This is a genomic window from Pseudomonas germanica (assembly GCF_019614655.1).
Classification (GTDB): Bacteria; Pseudomonadota; Gammaproteobacteria; order Pseudomonadales; family Pseudomonadaceae; genus Aquipseudomonas; species Aquipseudomonas neuropathica.
Map to the genome: position 1 here is coordinate 5,020,127 of NZ_CP071586.1, position 16,092 is coordinate 5,036,218.

General features: G+C 58.4%; 19 protein-coding genes. 1 reads left to right on the forward strand and 18 read right to left on the reverse strand.

Features of this window, described 5'->3' with window-relative positions:
- Positions 1-144: 144 nt before the first annotated feature.
- From J0G10_RS22160 to J0G10_RS22230, 15 genes are all read right to left on the reverse strand, one after another.
- Positions 145-1,113, reverse strand: coding sequence for a GTP 3',8-cyclase MoaA (locus J0G10_RS22160; protein WP_220556707.1), 969 nt, complete (start codon positions 1,111-1,113; stop codon positions 145-147).
- Positions 1,114-1,250: 137 nt separating this feature from the next.
- Positions 1,251-1,889: a TetR/AcrR family transcriptional regulator gene (locus J0G10_RS22165; protein WP_007908276.1), complete on the reverse strand. Its 639-nt coding sequence runs from the start codon at positions 1,887-1,889 to the stop codon at positions 1,251-1,253.
- A 351-nt stretch (positions 1,890-2,240) separates the two neighbouring features.
- Complete coding sequence (locus J0G10_RS22170; protein WP_095048607.1) at positions 2,241-3,032, reverse strand: TatD family hydrolase; 792 nt, start codon at positions 3,030-3,032, stop codon at positions 2,241-2,243.
- A gap of 14 nt (positions 3,033-3,046) precedes the next feature.
- Positions 3,047-3,403 (reverse strand): PilZ domain-containing protein, encoded by a 357-nt coding sequence (locus J0G10_RS22175; protein WP_093435417.1) that lies wholly within the window; start codon positions 3,401-3,403, stop codon positions 3,047-3,049.
- Between the two features lie 42 nt (positions 3,404-3,445).
- Positions 3,446-4,429, reverse strand: a complete 984-nt coding sequence (locus tag J0G10_RS22180; RefSeq protein ID WP_220556708.1) for a DNA polymerase III subunit delta' — start codon at positions 4,427-4,429, stop codon at positions 3,446-3,448.
- Positions 4,422-5,054, reverse strand: coding sequence for a dTMP kinase (gene tmk, locus J0G10_RS22185; protein ID WP_095048609.1), 633 nt, complete (start codon positions 5,052-5,054; stop codon positions 4,422-4,424). The genes J0G10_RS22180 and tmk overlap by 8 nt, the downstream gene beginning before the upstream one ends.
- A gap of 19 nt (positions 5,055-5,073) precedes the next feature.
- A complete protein-coding gene (mltG, locus tag J0G10_RS22190; RefSeq protein ID WP_095048610.1) occupies positions 5,074-6,249 on the reverse strand; it encodes an endolytic transglycosylase MltG in 1,176 nt (391 codons plus the stop codon).
- Between the two features lie 3 nt (positions 6,250-6,252).
- Positions 6,253-7,068 (reverse strand): aminodeoxychorismate lyase, encoded by an 816-nt coding sequence (gene pabC / locus J0G10_RS22195; RefSeq protein ID WP_095048611.1) that lies wholly within the window; start codon positions 7,066-7,068, stop codon positions 6,253-6,255.
- Positions 7,068-8,312: a beta-ketoacyl-ACP synthase II gene (fabF, locus tag J0G10_RS22200; RefSeq protein WP_093435430.1), complete on the reverse strand. Its 1,245-nt coding sequence runs from the start codon at positions 8,310-8,312 to the stop codon at positions 7,068-7,070. Before fabF ends, pabC begins: the two co-directional genes overlap by 1 nt.
- 108 nt (positions 8,313-8,420) lie before the next feature.
- Positions 8,421-8,657, reverse strand: coding sequence for an acyl carrier protein (gene acpP / locus J0G10_RS22205; RefSeq protein WP_003175607.1), 237 nt, complete (start codon positions 8,655-8,657; stop codon positions 8,421-8,423).
- Positions 8,658-8,853: 196 nt separating this feature from the next.
- Positions 8,854-9,597 (reverse strand): 3-oxoacyl-ACP reductase FabG, encoded by a 744-nt coding sequence (fabG, locus tag J0G10_RS22210; RefSeq protein WP_034155354.1) that lies wholly within the window; start codon positions 9,595-9,597, stop codon positions 8,854-8,856.
- 16 nt (positions 9,598-9,613) lie between these two features.
- The gene (fabD, locus tag J0G10_RS22215) at positions 9,614-10,552 is read right to left on the reverse strand and encodes an ACP S-malonyltransferase (protein WP_095048612.1); all 939 of its coding nucleotides are present in this window, start codon (positions 10,550-10,552) and stop codon (positions 9,614-9,616) included.
- A gap of 122 nt (positions 10,553-10,674) precedes the next feature.
- Positions 10,675-11,685, reverse strand: coding sequence for a phosphate acyltransferase PlsX (plsX, locus tag J0G10_RS22220; protein ID WP_095125201.1), 1,011 nt, complete (start codon positions 11,683-11,685; stop codon positions 10,675-10,677).
- A 4-nt stretch (positions 11,686-11,689) separates the two neighbouring features.
- Positions 11,690-11,872: a 50S ribosomal protein L32 gene (rpmF, locus tag J0G10_RS22225; protein ID WP_003179396.1), complete on the reverse strand. Its 183-nt coding sequence runs from the start codon at positions 11,870-11,872 to the stop codon at positions 11,690-11,692.
- Between the two features lie 13 nt (positions 11,873-11,885).
- Positions 11,886-12,413: a YceD family protein gene (locus J0G10_RS22230; RefSeq protein ID WP_038364482.1), complete on the reverse strand. Its 528-nt coding sequence runs from the start codon at positions 12,411-12,413 to the stop codon at positions 11,886-11,888.
- A gap of 105 nt (positions 12,414-12,518) precedes the next feature.
- Here J0G10_RS22230 and J0G10_RS22235 point away from each other — a divergent pair, with 105 nt between their 5' ends.
- The gene (locus tag J0G10_RS22235; RefSeq protein ID WP_220556709.1) at positions 12,519-13,097 is read left to right on the forward strand and encodes a Maf family protein; all 579 of its coding nucleotides are present in this window, start codon (positions 12,519-12,521) and stop codon (positions 13,095-13,097) included.
- An 86-nt stretch (positions 13,098-13,183) separates the two neighbouring features.
- On the opposite strand, the gene J0G10_RS22240 is transcribed toward J0G10_RS22235, so the two are convergent.
- The 3 genes from J0G10_RS22240 to rluC are packed head-to-tail and all read right to left on the reverse strand — an operon-like array spanning position 13,184 to position 15,806.
- Positions 13,184-14,173 (reverse strand): S49 family peptidase, encoded by a 990-nt coding sequence (locus J0G10_RS22240; RefSeq protein WP_093435437.1) that lies wholly within the window; start codon positions 14,171-14,173, stop codon positions 13,184-13,186.
- 24 nt (positions 14,174-14,197) lie between these two features.
- Positions 14,198-14,860, reverse strand: a complete 663-nt coding sequence (locus tag J0G10_RS22245; protein WP_099756910.1) for an HAD-IA family hydrolase — start codon at positions 14,858-14,860, stop codon at positions 14,198-14,200.
- Positions 14,847-15,806, reverse strand: coding sequence for a 23S rRNA pseudouridine(955/2504/2580) synthase RluC (gene rluC / locus J0G10_RS22250; protein ID WP_034155359.1), 960 nt, complete (start codon positions 15,804-15,806; stop codon positions 14,847-14,849). Before rluC ends, J0G10_RS22245 begins: the two co-directional genes overlap by 14 nt.
- Between the last annotated feature and the right edge of the window lie 286 nt (positions 15,807-16,092).

Here is a 16,092-nt window from a genome sequence, read left to right on the forward strand (position 1 = left end):
AAAACCGGCGAATGGCCGTTGGATGCAGCTTTTGCGCCAGCTCTGGTTCTTCGTTGATTGTTAGATCGTATTCGCGAGCAGGCTCGCTCCCACCAGTGGAATGCATTCCAAGGTGGGAGCGAGCCTGCTCGCGAAAGCGGTTGATCAGCCGCCGATAATTTTCATCACTGTCGCGCCGCCAGAGAACGCCACTTCCTGCTTGTCGCCCAACGCCTTGACCAGCAAACGCTGGAGCGCCGGCAGCGCCTGATGACGCGGCTTGTCGAGCAAATCGCCGACATAGTGACGGTTGCTCGACGACAGGCAGCCATGCAGCCAACCAGTCGACGACAGGCGCAAGCGCGAGCAGGTCCGGCAGAACGGCACGCTTTCGTTGGCGATCACGCCAAAGTTGCCCAGGCCAGGAATCGCATAGCGCACCGCCGTAGCGTCAACTGGCGCGTCGGTTTGCGCGTACTCGTAACGTTCGCCAATCAGCTGCAGCAATTGCTGCAGGCTGACGAACTGTTGCAGGAACGCATTGGAGTCCTTGGCCAGATGGCCCATGCGCATCAGCTCGATAAAGCGCAGTTCGTATCCGCGCTCCAGGCAGTAATCCAGCAGCGGCATCACCTGGTCGAGGTTCTGCCCGCGCAATGGCACCATGTTGACCTTGATCTTCATCCCCGCCGCTGCCGCTTGATCCATGCCGTCGAGCACCGTGGCCAGATCGCCGCCACGGGCGATGCTGCGGAAAGCAGCGGCGTCGAGGGTATCGAGGGACACGTTGATCCGGCGCAGACCGGCATCCACCAGCAGTGGCAGTTTTTTTGCGAGGAGTTGACCGTTGGTGGTCAGGCTGATGTCTTCCAGGCCCATCTTGCCGACGGCGGTCATGAACGATTCGAGTTTGGGGCTGACCAGCGGCTCGCCACCGGTAATTCGCAGCCGCTCGATGCCGGCGGCTTCGATCAGATACGCCACGCCACGCGCCATGGCTTCGGCCGACAGTTCATCCTGCGCAGCCACCAGCCGCTTGCCGTTCGGCACGCAGTAGGTACACGCGTAATTGCAGGCTGAAGTCAGACTGATCCGCAAATTGCGAAAACGCCTGCCTTGACGGTCAACGATCATGATCACTCCGGCGATAGAAAATCGAGCCGCTAAAACTTGACTCACAAATCAAGTTTTAGCAAGCCCTATGCCTGAGTATATTCCTGCGTTACTGCGTCATGTAGCGAAATCATGGCGCAATAAGGCGGCTGAATGGCTCAGCTGCTTGGCGTTTCCGGGTCACGCTTGCGTTTGTTGCCCATGCGCACGCCAATGTCCATCAGGAACTGGAAGAAACCTTCCTGATCTTCCAGCACATTGCTCCAGAACGGCGAGTGATACAGCGCAACAGCGCCGTGCACCAGCGCCCAGGAGGCGCAGTAGTGGAAGTATGGCGGCACGTCTTCGAGCTTGCCTTCGCTGATACGGCCCTTGATCAGCAAGGTCAGGCGTTCGAAGTTCGAGGCACGGATCTTGTGCAACTCCTCGACCATTTCCGGCACCTGATTGCCTTTGACGACCTTCTCTTCGAGACGGTCGAACAGGCGATAACGCTGCGGGTCGCGCATGCGGAATTCGAAGTAGGCGCGGGACAGCGCTTCCTTGTCCTTGTCGACATCGGCCGAATGCAGCAGCTCGTTCAAATCGCGCTCGTAATCAAGCATGAGGCGCAGATAGATCTCGGCCTTGGATTTGAAGTGCTTGTAGATCGTGCCTTTGCCGATACCCACGGCATCAGCAATCATCTCGACGGTGACACTGTCTTCACCTTGGTCGAGGAACAGCTTGAGCGCGGTATCGAGAATTTCTTGCTCGCGGCGACGAAACTCACGGACCTTACGAGGTTCTTTGTGCATAAGAAAAGGTCTGAAGGGTCAAAATTCGAAGCCGCGTATTATGCCTAACTTGCGCAAAAATGCACGGATCATCCGACCATATCTGTGTTTCATGTTCATTTTGAGAACGTTTTGGGCGCAATGAGAACTCAACTGAAGCGAACGTATTCCAAATTTGTTTAAAAACCCCGACCGGCTAACTGGACTGCACGCCAGACTGATCAATACTTGAACTGTCGGGCGACATCTCCCCCAAGTGTCGTGCCGGTAAAGGTACCAAGGGACCGCGTGCCTTTGTTTTACTCCTAATGGTCTTAACCCGGATTCACCCCCCAGAACCCGGGTTTTTTTTGCCTGCGATTTGGCTAAGGCCTACAGGGCAGATTTAACACTGGCCAGCGGGAACAGACGCTTGAAGTTTTCGGTGGTCTGCTCAGCAAAATGTTCGTAGTTCTCTCCGCGCAACATCGCCAGGAATTCCGCCACTTCGCGCACGTACTGCGGCAGGTTCGGCTTGCCGCGATAAGGGATCGGCGCCAGATACGGTGAATCGGTTTCCACCAGCAAGCGATCCGCCGGGACCTTGCTCGCGACGTCGCGCAACGCATCAGCATTGCGGAACGTGACAATACCCGACAGGGAAATGTAATAACCCATGTCCAGTGCAGCCTTGGCCATGTCCCAGTCTTCGGTGAAGCAATGCAGCACACCGGCCTGAGGCAACGCCGCTTCGCGCAGCAATTCAAGGGTATCGGCACGCGCGCCACGGGTGTGGATGATCACCGGTTTGCCGGTCTGCTGCGCCGCTTGCAGGTGCAGACGAAATGACTCCTGCTGCAGTTCGGCAGCTTCCGGCTCATAGTGATAATCGAGGCCGGTCTCACCGATCGCCACGACTTTCGGGTGATTGAGTTCGTGCAACAGCCAGTCCAGCGCTGGCGCCGCACCGGGTTGTACATCGAGCGGATGCACGCCGACCGAACAATCGACATCGTCATAACGCTCAGCCAGGGCTTTGACGTCGGCGGCGTTATCGGCACTCACGCCGATGCACAAGAAGTGCCCTACTCCGCGCTCACGGGCCGCATCCAGTGCAGCATCCAGCGAGCCGTCATGGGCGGCGAGGTCGAGGCGATCAAGGTGACAATGGGAATCTACAAGCATAAAAAGACGGCTACTTACATCGTATGAGTGGGACGGTCGGATTTAAGCGCTCCGGCCAGATGGGTTTCGATGCGACTGCGCGCCGTGTTGTCGCCATCGTTGAACTGTACGCCGACACCGGCAGCACGATTGCCTTGCGCCCCTTTGGGGGTGATCCACGCGACCTTGCCGGCCACCGGGATCTTCTCGGCCTCGTCCATCAGGTTGAGCAGCATGAACACCTCATCGCCCAACCGGTAACTCTTGTTGGTCGGGATGAACAAGCCACCGTTCTTGATAAACGGCATATAAGCGGCGTAGAGCACCGACTTGTCCTTGATGTTCAGGGACAAAATGCCGTTGCGCGGCCCGGGGCTGACGGATTCATTCATGTTGACCTCCACTGCTGATGTTCAGAGTCTAGGTACACATTCTTATCTTTGACCAGGCAATCCCGCCCATTGCACCAACAACGCTTCCAGCAGCAAGGCCGGATTGAGGTTGGCTTTGCTCATGACCTTCTGCCGCTGGGCGAGAATCCAGTCCTGAATCTCGAGGACTTTGCCTTGCGCACTTTTCTGCGCCAGGTACTGCACGACTTTGCGCATGTCGGTCAGGCCGAGGCCGGCTTCATCCTGAGTCAGTTGATAACGCAGGATCAGGCTCGACCAATCGCAGAACCAGTCAAACAGACGCAGCATCGGAATGCTTTTCCACTCCTCAGCCAGTTGCGTCGGCGATTGCTGTTGCTTGAGCAACTTCTTCACGCCCTCGACCACTTGCGCGCGTTGTTCACGCACGCCCTGGGATTGCAGACTGACGGCCATCAACGGCGAGCCGGCGGCCAGCGTCAGCAGTTCGACACGTTCGCCTTCGGAGCAGTCCGGCAGCGCCTGAGCCAGCCATTGCAGGCTCATCGCCTCGCCCGGCAGCGGACAGGCCTGCTGCACGCAACGGCTCTTGATCGTTGGCAGCAAGCGGCTGGTCTGGTGGCTGACCAACAGCAGAACGGTATCGCCGGAAGGCTCTTCAAGGCTCTTGAGCAAGGCGTTGGCGGCATTGATGTTCATCGACTCGACCGGCTCGATCAGCACCACTTTGCGCCCGCCCAGTTGCGCGGTCTGCACCACGAAGCTGACCAGATCGCGGACCTGATCGACCTTGATCGCCTTATCGGCTTCTTCCGGTTCGAGAATGTAATTATCGGGGTGACTGCCGGCCTTGAGCAGCAGGCAGGATTTGCACTCGCCGCAGGCTTGCGGCGTCGGCCGCTGGCACAACAGGCTGGCCATCAAGCGTTCGGCCAGCGCACGTTTGCCGATGCCGGCCGGGCCATGCAGTAGATAGGCGTGGGCGTGCTGTTTACGCCCGGCCAGTTGCTGCCAGAGGCTGTCCTGCCATGGATAGGCCTCAGCCACGGGCCAGCTCCAGCAAATTCGGAATCAGGGTATCCAGCGATTGTTGAACCTTGGCCAGTGGCTGACCGGCATCGATGCGCACATAGCGCGCGGGATCGGCTTCGGCGCGCTTCAGAAACGCATTGCGTACAGCCTCGAAAAACGCCCGGCCTTCCAGTTCGAAACGATCCAGACGGCCACGGGCACTGGCGCGGGCCAGGCCGATTTCTACCGGCAGATCGAAAATCAGCGTCAGATCCGGACGCAGGTCGCCCTGCACGAAAGTTTCCAGTGTGGCGATGCGCTCCAGCGACAAACCGCGACCGCCGCCCTGATAGGCGTAAGTCGAATCGGTGAAACGATCACAAAGCACTACCGCCCCCCGGGCCAGCGCCGGTCGAATCACTTCAGCCAGGTGCTGAGCGCGCGCGGCGAATACCAGCAACAACTCGGCGTCCGGGTTCATGACCTCGTCGGCCGGCGCCAGCAGCACGTCGCGAATCCGCTCGGCCAATGGCGTGCCACCCGGCTCGCGGGTCAGCACCACTTCGATACCGGCGGCGCGCAGGCGCTCGGCAAGGTATTCGCGGTTAGTGCTTTTGCCGGCGCCTTCCGGGCCTTCCAGGGTAATAAACAAGCCAGTCACAGGCAGTCCTTAATCAAAGTCATTGCGTGTTTTGTGGGGCGGCAGCTTCTGGAGCCGGCGCAGATTCCTGAGGCGCAATTTGTGGCAACGATTCCGGCGCTGTATCCGGAGAGGCAGCGGGAATCGCCTCTTCAGGAGCGGGAGCGGTTTCAGGCGTTGTCGCCGGCGCAGGGCTGGAACGGTAATCGGCACGGCGTTTGAGCTGGTACTCACGCACCGCATTATTGTGCGCATCCAGATCATCGGAGAACACATGGCTGCCATCGCCACGCGCAACGAAGTACAGGCTGGTGCCATCCACCGGGTTCAGCGCCGCATGAATTGCTTCGCGCCCGACCATCGCAATCGGTGTCGGCGGCAGGCCGGGAATTACGTAGGTGTTGTAAGGCGTCGGCTCTTTCAAATGCGCCCGAGTCAGCTTGCCGGTGTAGCGATCGCCCAGACCATAGATGACGGTCGGGTCGGTTTGCAGCTGCATGCCCAGCGCCATTCGACGTACGAAGACGCCGGCAATCTGCCCCCGTTCCTGCGGCACACCGGTTTCCTTCTCGACCAGCGACGCCATGATCAGCGCTTGATAGGGTTCGCTGTACGGCACATCGGCAGAACGACTTTCCCACTCTTTCGCCAGCACTTCATCGAGGCGATCAAAGGCTTTCTTCAGCAGTTCGGCATCGGACATGCCGCGCACAAAGCGGTAAGTGTCCGGGAAGAAACGGCCCTCCGGGAACAACCCTTTATGACCAATCTTCGCCATGACGTCGCTGTCGCTCAAACCGTTGAGGGTCTGCTCGACCTTATCGTCTTTGGCCAACGCCGCGCGCACTTGATGGAAATTCCAGCCCTCGACCAGCGTCAGGCTGTACTGGACCACTTCACCGCGCTTCCACAAGTCGATCAGACCGTTGACGGTCATGCCCGGCTGCATACGGTATTCGCCGCTATGGATCGGTGTACCGGCGAGATTGAAGCGCCAATAGACTCGCAACCAGAATGCGTCCTTGATGACGCCATCGGTTTCGAGGGAAAGGAACGTACGGGTCGGAGTGGAGCCTTTCGGCACATCCAGCAGTTCTTCCTGCGTGATGTTCAGAGGCTGTTCCAGTGCGGAGTGAATCTTCCAGGCGCTGGCGCCCATCAACAGCCCTGCCAAAACCAGTCCGGTTTCCAGCAGCAGCAAAAGTTTACGTCTCACAAATCAGGCATCCAGTAGGGCGCGGGCAATGGTTTGCAGTTTACGGGTGAGCGGGCCAACCGGCCAGCTCAGTGCAGCGTAGGCGCGTACCGGCCAGACGCCATACACGCTGTTGCAGACAAACACTTCATCGGCCCATTGCAGTTGTTCGAGGCTGATGTCGGCGATCTGCGTGGGAATGGCCAGTGACTCGGCCTGAAACAATATTTCGGCGCGCATCACACCGGCAACGCCGCAGCGTTTCAGATCCGGCGTGATCAATACACCGTCGCGCACCAGAAACACATTACTGAACACCCCTTCGATCACTCGACCGGCTTGATCAAGCATCAAGCCTTCGGCGTGCTCGCTGTCCTGCCATTCGGCACGGGCGATGACTTGTTCCAGTCGATTGAGGTGTTTGAGTCCAGCCAGTAAAGGCTGTCTGGAGAGTCGCGTGTTGCACGGAAACAGGCGAATGCCTTGTTCAGTATGCACAGCGGGATAAGCTGCCGGAGGATTGCCTTGCAGAATACGTCGGCCAGGCGCCGCCGGATCAGGTGCATAACCGCGCAGACCGTCGCCACGGGTGAGGATCAGCTTGAGTACACCCTCGCCCATCGCTGCCGCATAACTCAGCAGCTCGTGGCGAACCCGTTCAATATCGGCGGCGATGGCCAGACGCGAACAGCCATCGGCCAGACGCGTCAGGTGCCGATCCAGCAGGATCGGCTGTCCATCACGCACGGCGATGGTCTCGAACAGACCGTCGCCGTAAGCCAGGCCGCGATCTTTCAGCGACAGAGCGTCAGCCGGTTGACCGTCGACCCAGCTGTCCATCAGCCTGCGAACCGACGGAACGCCAAGGTGCCGTTGGTGCCGCCAAAACCGAAGGAGTTGGACAGCACGACATCGATGTCCATGTTGCGCGCAGTGTGCGGCACGAAATCGAGATCGCAGCCTTCATCCGGCTCATCGAGGTTGATGGTCGGCGGTGCCACTTGGCTGTTGATCGCAAGAACGCTGAAGATCGCTTCAACCGCGCCCGCCGCACCTAACAGGTGACCGGTCATCGATTTGGTCGAGCTCACTGCCAGTTTGTAGGCGTGATCACCGAACACGGTCTTGATCGCATTGGCTTCGGCGAGGTCGCCGGCCGAAGTCGAAGTACCGTGAGCGTTGATGTATTGCACTTGATCGGCGTTGATCTTCGCATCGCGCAGCGCGTTGGTGATGCAGCGTGCTGCACCGGCGCCGTCGGCAGGTGGCGAGGTCATGTGGAACGCGTCGCCACTGGTGCCAAAGCCGATGAGTTCAGCATAGATGGTCGCGCCGCGCGCCTTGGCGTGTTCCAGCTCTTCGAGAACCAGTGCACCGGCACCGTCGGACAGGACGAAACCATCACGGCCCTTATCCCATGGACGGCTGGCGCGGGTCGGTTCGTCATTGCGGGTCGACAGCGCACGGGACGCGCCGAAGCCACCCATGCCCAGACCGCATGCGGCCATTTCGGCACCGCCGGCAATCATCACGTCAGCTTCGTCGTACATGATGTTGCGTGCCGCCATGCCGATGCAGTGCGTACCGGTGGTACATGCAGTGGCGATGGCGTAGTTAGGTCCCTGTGCCCCCAGGTGGATGGACAGGAAACCGGAAATCATATTGATGATCGAGCCAGGTACGAAGAATGGCGAGATTCGACGCGGGCCCGTCTCATGCAGGGTACGGCTGGTTTCTTCGATGTTGGTCAGACCGCCGATCCCCGAACCCATGGCCACGCCAATGCGTTCACGGTTGGCGTCGGTGACTTCCAGACCAGCGTTGCGTACAGCCTGAAAGCCGGCAGCGAGACCGTACTGAATGAACAGGTCGAGCTTGCGCGCTTCCTTGACCGACAGGTATTCCTCGACATTGAAGCCCTTTACCGAGCCGCCAAAGCGGGTGGAATAGGCAGAAAGGTCGGTGTGTTCGATCAGACCAATGCCACTGCGGCCAGCCAGAATGCCCTGCCAACTGCTCGGCACATCCGTGCCCAGTGGCGACAACATACCCATACCGGTGACTACGACGCGTCTACGCGACACAGCACTCTCCTTTTTCAAATGACGATTTTGCATCAGGCCTAAAGAAAAAACCGCACGCCATGATGGCAGTGCGGTTTTTCCATGACAGCAAACAACGATTACAAACTATTACGCCTGGTGGCTAGTAACGTAGTCGATTGCAGCTTGTACAGTAGTGATCTTCTCAGCTTCTTCGTCAGGGATTTCGGTCTCGAATTCCTCTTCCAGAGCCATCACCAGCTCAACGGTGTCAAGGGAGTCGGCACCCAGGTCTTCTACGAAGGAAGCAGTGTTGACCACTTCTTCTTCTTTAACACCCAGTTGCTCGGCAACGATTTTCTTGACGCGCTCTTCGATGGTGCTCATACCTTGTTTTCACTCCTAATGGACAAATTCAGGCAGCTGGCCAGTGGGTAAGTGTATAGAAAGACTTTTCAGTTTTTCAACTGAAAGCTTCACTCCTCAAACCCTGCAGCCCTCTGCCTATAAATAGATTGCAGCTTTATAACGGATTTTAGACAGCTCGTATGACATTTTTTTGAAGCAATCCGTCACATTTTACTTACATGTACATCCCACCGTTCACCGGGATTGTAGCCCCAGTGACGTATGCCGCACCGTCGGATGCAAGAAAAGCGACCACAGACGCGATCTCTTGAGCTTGCCCCAGACGACCCAGCGGAATCTGCGTCTGCAAGGCTTCACGCTGTGCTTCAGGCAGTTCGCGCGTCATATCGGTGTCGATAAACCCTGGGGTTACCGAGTTGACCGTAATCGAACGCGAACCGACTTCACGCGCCATTGCACGGCTGAAACCTTCCAGACCGGCCTTGGCGGCTGCATAGTTTACTTGGCCTGCGTTGCCCATGGCACCCACCACCGAGCCAATACTGATAATTCGACCCCAGCGCGCCTTGGTCATACCGCGCAGAACGCCCTTGGACAGGCGATACAGACTGTTCAGGTTGGTATCGATTACGTCGTACCACTCGTCGTCTTTCATGCGCATCATCAGGTTATCGCGGGTGATGCCGGCATTATTGACCAGGATTGCCACCGGCGCACCGAACTGTTCCTGAATACCCGCCAGCACTGCACTGACCGATTCATCGCTGGTGACATTGAGTTCGAAGCCGGCGCCCTGAATACCGTTTTCCTTCAGGGTCGCAGCGATACGCTCGGCGCCCGAAGCGGAAGTCGCGGTGCCAATGACGATGGCGCCCTGACGACCCAGCTCCAGTGCGATAGCCTGGCCGATGCCGCGGCTTGCACCGGTGACCAGTGCAACTTTACCTTGCAGACTCATGCAAGTTTCTCCTGATTCAGGCTTGCGCTGCGCGAGCGGCAGCGAAAGCGTCTGGGGTATTGAGGTTGGATGTCGCCACGCCTTCGGCGCAACGCTTGTTCAGACCGGCCAGGACTTTGCCCGGGCCGCATTCGACCAGATTGGTCGCGCCCTTGGCAGCGAGAGTCTGTACCGACTCGACCCAGCGCACTGGCTTGTACAATTGTTCGAGCAGATCACGCTTGAGGGTTTCCAGATCGGCCGGCACTTGTGCGCTGACGTTCTGTACCACCGGGATCTGCGGCACCTGCCAGTCGATGGCAGCAATGGATTCGGCGAAGCGCTCAGCGGCCGGACGCATCAGCTCGCAGTGCGACGGCACGCTCACCGGCAGCGGCATGGCACGCTTGGCGCCACGCGCCTTGCAGCCTTCGATCGCGCGCTCGACGGCAGCCTTGGCTCCGGCAATGACCACTTGGCCCGGCGAGTTGAAGTTGACCGCGCTAACTACTTCACCTTGCGCCGCTTCGGCGCAGGCAGCCAGCACATCGGCATCTTCCAGACCGAGGATGGCAGCCATGCCGCCCTGCCCGGCCGGAACAGCTTCCTGCATCAACTGACCGCGACGCTCGACGAGCTTCACCGCATCAGCCAGTGTCAGGCTGCCGGCAGCAACCAGCGCGCTGTATTCACCCAGGCTGTGACCGGCAACAAAGGCCGGACGCGCACCACCTTCCGCCAGCCACAAACGCCACAGAGCGATCGAAGCGGTCAGAATGGCCGGTTGGGTTTTATCGGTTTGATTGAGCAGCTCTTCCGGGCCCTGCTGGGTCAGCGCCCACAGGTCATAGCCCAGAGCCTCAGAGGCTTCTTTGAAAGTTTCGAGGATCAACGGATATTCCGCGCCCAGCTCGGCCAGCATGCCGAGGGACTGCGAACCTTGTCCTGGAAAGACGAATGCGAGGGAAGCAGACATGTAACAAGCCCCTAATGATCTTGTCGTCGGAAAATGGCGCCCCACTGGGGACGCAAGAAACTGACAGTTGGATGGCCCTTTGAACCGGGCGGTCACATTTAAGCATTGTCCGACGAAAACGCCTAAGACAACAAATCCTCCAGACGACCATGGAGACGCTCGGGAAGATTTTCCTGAATCTCGATCAGCGCACGGGAAATAGCACTCTGAAAGCCCTGAACACCGGCCGAACCGTGGCTTTTCACCACGATACCCTGCAAGCCGAGAAAGCTTGCGCCGTTATGTCGCGCCGGCGCCAGATCCGCCTGCAAACGCTTCATCAGCGGCAACGCCAACGCCCCCACGACACGAGAGGCCAGATTCTTTTTGAACAGCGCCTCGATACGCGCAGCAATCATCGTCGCCAGACCTTCGCTGGACTTGAGCAGGATGTTGCCGACGAAACCATCACACACCACAACATCCGCCTCGCCGCGATACAAACCGTCGCCTTCGATAAAGCCGATGTAATTGATGCCACGGGCAGCCTGCAACAGCGTCGCAGCCAGCTTGACCTGCTGATTGCCCTTAATGTCTTCGGTGCCGATGTTCAGCAGCGCGACGCGCGGGCGATGGATGCCCAGCGTCTGCGCCGCCACCGAGCCCATTACCGCAAATTGCAGCAAATGCTCGGCGCTGCAATCGACGTTGGCGCCCAGATCAAGCAACTGGCAATAACCCTTCTGCGTCGGGATAGCCGCCACCATTGCCGGCCGATCGATACCGGGCAGCGTCTTCAGCACGAATCGTGACAGCGCCATCAACGCACCGGTATTGCCGGCGCTGACACAGGCCTGAGCCTTGCCGTCACGCACCAGCTCAAGGGCGACACGCATCGACGAGTCCGGCTTGCCACGCAAGGCCTGGGTCGGTTTTTCGTCCATGGTGATGACTTCGCTGGCCGCAACAATCGTCAGGCGCGCGCGATCGGCAGCCGATTGGCCGTGGATCAATTCTTCAAGAAGGGAGGGTTGACCGACGAGGGTCAGGTGCAGCGAGGGCGTAGCAGACAGGCAAGCAAGGCTGGCCTGAACAATGCTGCGGGGACCGAAGTCCCCGCCCATTGCGTCAATCGCGATGACTTGAGCGGACAAGTGATTACTCGTCAGCGCCCTTGTCGATCACTTTACGGCCACGGTATACGCCTTCTGGCGATACGTGGTGACGCAGGTGAACTTCACCAGTGGTTTTTTCTACAGACAGGGTGCTAGCCTCGAGAGCGTCGTGCGAACGGCGCATGTCACGGGCAGAGCGGGATTTTTTGTTCTGCTGAACAGCCATAATTGATTAACTCCTAAACGTTTGGGTCACGCTTTAACTGCGCCAATACACTGAACGGGTTGGACCGCGTTACCTCGTCCTCGCTCGGTTCGGGCTCATCTGCTCCCGCCGGCTGCTGGCATTCTTCCGGATGATGAGCAGGCACAATAGGCAAGGCAAGCAAAAGCTCTTCCTCGACCAGTGACTGCAGATCCAATGGATCTTCGCCCAGTTCCAGCACGTCATAACCTTTCGGTAACGACTGGGTATTCGCACCCTCCTTCACTACAGCGTAACTGCATTCGCTGTGGATCGGCAGGGTGACCAGCTCAAGACAACGCTGGCAAACCATTTTGACCTCGGTGTCGATAAAGCTGTGGATCACCACAGATTTACGTTCATCTCGTTCAAAAACGAATTTCGCCTGCACCGTACCGACATCGTCGGAAAGCGGGTCGCAGAGTCTCTTCAAATCGGCCAGCAGCAGTTCACCTTGAAGGGTGGTGCCACGGTCAGCCAATTTGCGCGGGTCAACGTGAGGTGGAATCGGGTCATTCAACATAGGCGCAGCATTATAGGGATGCACCCACCCATGTCAAAGGAAATTGTGCCCTGTCCGTCACTTGCGTGCCTCCGCTAGAATTCGCACCTGCCTCAGGAGACGCGAATGCTGCCTTTATTACTCGCTTCAAGCTCGACCTATCGTCGGGAATTGCTCGCCCGCCTGCACCTGCCGTTCGTCTGCAGCTCGCCGGATATCGATGAAAGTCACCGCCCGGGCGAATCGGCGATCGAACTGGTCAAGCGCCTCGCCGAACAAAAAGCCCGGGCATTGGCTGACAGCTATCCCACCCATCTGATTATCGGCTCGGACCAGGTTGCCGTGCTCGGCGAGCAGATCATCGGCAAGCCGCACACCTTTGAGAAGGCGCGCGAGCAACTGATGGCCGCCAGTGGCGCCAGCGTGACATTCCTGACCGGCCTTGCGCTGCTTAACAGTCAGACCGGCCAGTGCCAGGTCGATTGCGTGCCGTTCACGGTCCACATGCGCACGCTGGATCAGGCAAGCATCGAACGCTATTTGCGCATTGAACAGCCTTACGACTGCGCAGGCAGCTTCAAGGCGGAAGGCCTCGGTGTGAGCCTGTTTCAATCTACCGAAGGCCCTGATGCCACCAGCCTGATCGGCCTGCCGCTGATTCGCCTGATCGACATGCTACTGGTTGAAGGCGTACAGATGCCTTAAAGCAAAAGATCGCAGCCTGCGGCAACTCCTACACCGATCTCTGTAGGAGCTACCGCAGGCTGCGATCTTTTGATCTTTACAACGAACTAACGCAACGAAGGTCCGTGGAAACCCATCCACATCGCCAATTGCTCTGCCACGCTGGCACCGAGCTTCTTCGAGAAACGATCGAACGGCGACTCCTGAACAGTGAAGTCGACCAGCTCTTTCTCGCCAATCACATCACGCGCCACCGAACTGGTATTGCCCAGACCATCGATCAAGCCCAGCGGCAGCGCTTGCTCACCCGACCAGACCAGCCCGGAGAACAGCTCCGGATGCTCTTTGTCTTTCAGACGATCGCCACGGCCCTGCTTGACGCTGTTGATGAACTGCTTGTGCGTGGTGTCCAGCACCGTTTGCCAGAACGCCGTTTCATCAGACTTCTGCGGCTGGAACGGGTCAAGGAACGACTTATGCTCGCCCGAGGTGTACGTGCGACGCTCGACACCCAGTTTCTCCATGGTGCCGACAAAGCCGTAACCGGCCGCCGTCACACCAATCGAGCCAACCAGACTCGCCTTGTCGGCATAGATCTGATCCGCCGCACTGGCAATGTAATAAGCACCGGAGGCGCCCAGATCGGAAATCACCGCGTAAAGCTTGATCTCCGGATGCAGACCGCGCAGACGCTTGATCTCGTCATACACATAACCCGATTGCACCGGACTGCCGCCAGGACTGTTGATGCGCAGGATCACGCCTTTGACCTTCTTGTCCTCGAACGCCGCCCGCAGGCTGCCAACAATGTTGTCGGCACTGGCGGGCTCTTTGTCGGCGATCATGCCGGTGACGTCGATCAACGCGGTGTAGTTCGGCCCGCGCGTGGCGCTCTTTTCCATGTCCATCAGCGGCGTGAACAGGATCAGCGCCACAAACAGATAAACAAACGTCAGCAGCTTGAAGAAAATCCCCCAACGCCGCGAACGACGCTGTTCCTGAACACCAGCCAGCAGAGTCTTTTCCAACAGCTTCCAGCTTTTTTCGTCACCGCCGTCGGCACTTGCCTTGGCCGGTGCTTTCCATTCGTCGGTCATGCCATCCACCCCAGCAAAAACGTATTAGGCCTGCTTCCCCAGCCAGGCATGCAATTCGGAAAAACGGTCGATCGACAGACGTGGCTCGAATTGTTGCAGCGATTCGATCGATTGCGCGCCATAACTGACCGCGACCGAATCCATCCCCGCATTACGCGCCATCAACAGATCGAAGGACGAATCGCCGACCATCAAGGCCTGCTCCGGGCGCACACCACAATGAGCAAGGATCTGCTCCAGCATCAGAGGGTGCGGCTTGCTCGCAGTTTCATCGGCAGCGCGGGTGATATCGAAATAATCTTCCCAGCCATTAGCCTTGAGCACTCGATCCAGTCCGCGACGATTCTTGCCGGTCGCCACCGCGAGGTGATAACCCTGCTCGCGAAAGGACGCCATCGACTCGACTACGCCTTCGAACAACGGCGAAGGCACAGCTTCTGCGGCGATGTAGTGATCGGCGTAATACTCGCGAAACGCGGTCATTTCGGCGTCACTGATCTCGGGATACAGCGTGCGAATCGCCTCGGGCAAGCCCAGACCGATAATGCCTTTGACAGCAAAGTCGTCGCGCAACTCGAAACCGGAGCGCCCGGACGCCGAATGCATGGCTTCGACAATCCGATGAATGGAATCGGCCAGGGTGCCGTCCCAATCGAAAATCAGCAGTTTGTAATCAGATGGGCGCACTCAATCGCTCCACGGTCTTGGCCCACATTTCATCGACCGGCGCCTGCAAGGTCAGCTTGCCGCCATCGGGCAGCGGCACGGTCAGCATGTAGGCGTGCAGGAACAGGCGCTTGCCGCCCAGATCACGGATTTCCTTGGTGAAATCCTCATCGCCATACTTGCTGTCGCCAGCAATGCAATGACCGGCATGCAAGGTATGCACGCGAATCTGGTGGGTGCGACCGGTCACCGGTTTAGCCTCGACCATGGTGGCGAAGTCACCGAAGCGGCGCAGCACTTTGAACATGGTCAGGGCTTCTTTGCCCTCGTCATTGACTTCGACCATGCGCTCACCGGAACGCAGATTGCTCTTGAGCAATGGCGCGCTGACTTTCTTGATCGAGGTCGCCCAGTTGCCGCGGACCAGCGCCATGTAGCGCTTGTCGACGCCATCGCCGCGCAATTGCTCGTGCAAGTGGCGCAACATGCTGCGCTTTTTCGCGATCATCAGCAGGCCGGAGGTATCACGGTCGAGACGGTGCACCAGCTCCAGCTCTTTGGCATCGGGACGCAACTGACGAAAGGCTTCGATCACGCCGAAGTTCAAGCCACTACCGCCGTGAACCGCAATGCCGGCGGGCTTATTGATCACGATCAGGGCTTTGTCTTCGAAGACAATCGAAGCTTCCAGGCGCTGCAACAGACCCTGCGCCAGCGGCACCGGCTCATCGCGCTCAGGCACGCGAACCGGCGGCACGCGCACGATATCACCGGCCTGCAGCTTGTATTCGGGCTTGATCCGACCTTTGTTCACACGCACTTCGCCTTTACGCAAAATGCGGTAAATCAAGGTCTTGGGCACGCCTTTGAGCCGGGCGAGGAGAAAATTGTCGATTCGTTGGCCGGCATACTCCGGCGAGACTTCAAGCAATTGAACGCCTGGAGTCGAAGGGGCAGTAGTTGTCATGCCGCGGATGATAACAATTTTTATGGAATTGAAGCACTTAATCATTGCTGCTATAGTCGCGAACGCCGCCAAAAGCGGCCTGGACAGAGGAACCACGGTCAAAAACCGGCCCTGACCAACGCAATTCACCAGGACGCGAGGCCGTCCTACGGGGCTTTCGCTACGTAACGGTGGAGTTTGCAGTTGTAACAAGCGCAGGTGACATGAGGCCTGAATTACACCGTCGAGCATAGTTTTTACTCGCCTGACAGGCACACATTCAAGGCCAGTTCACAAAGTGCAGTCA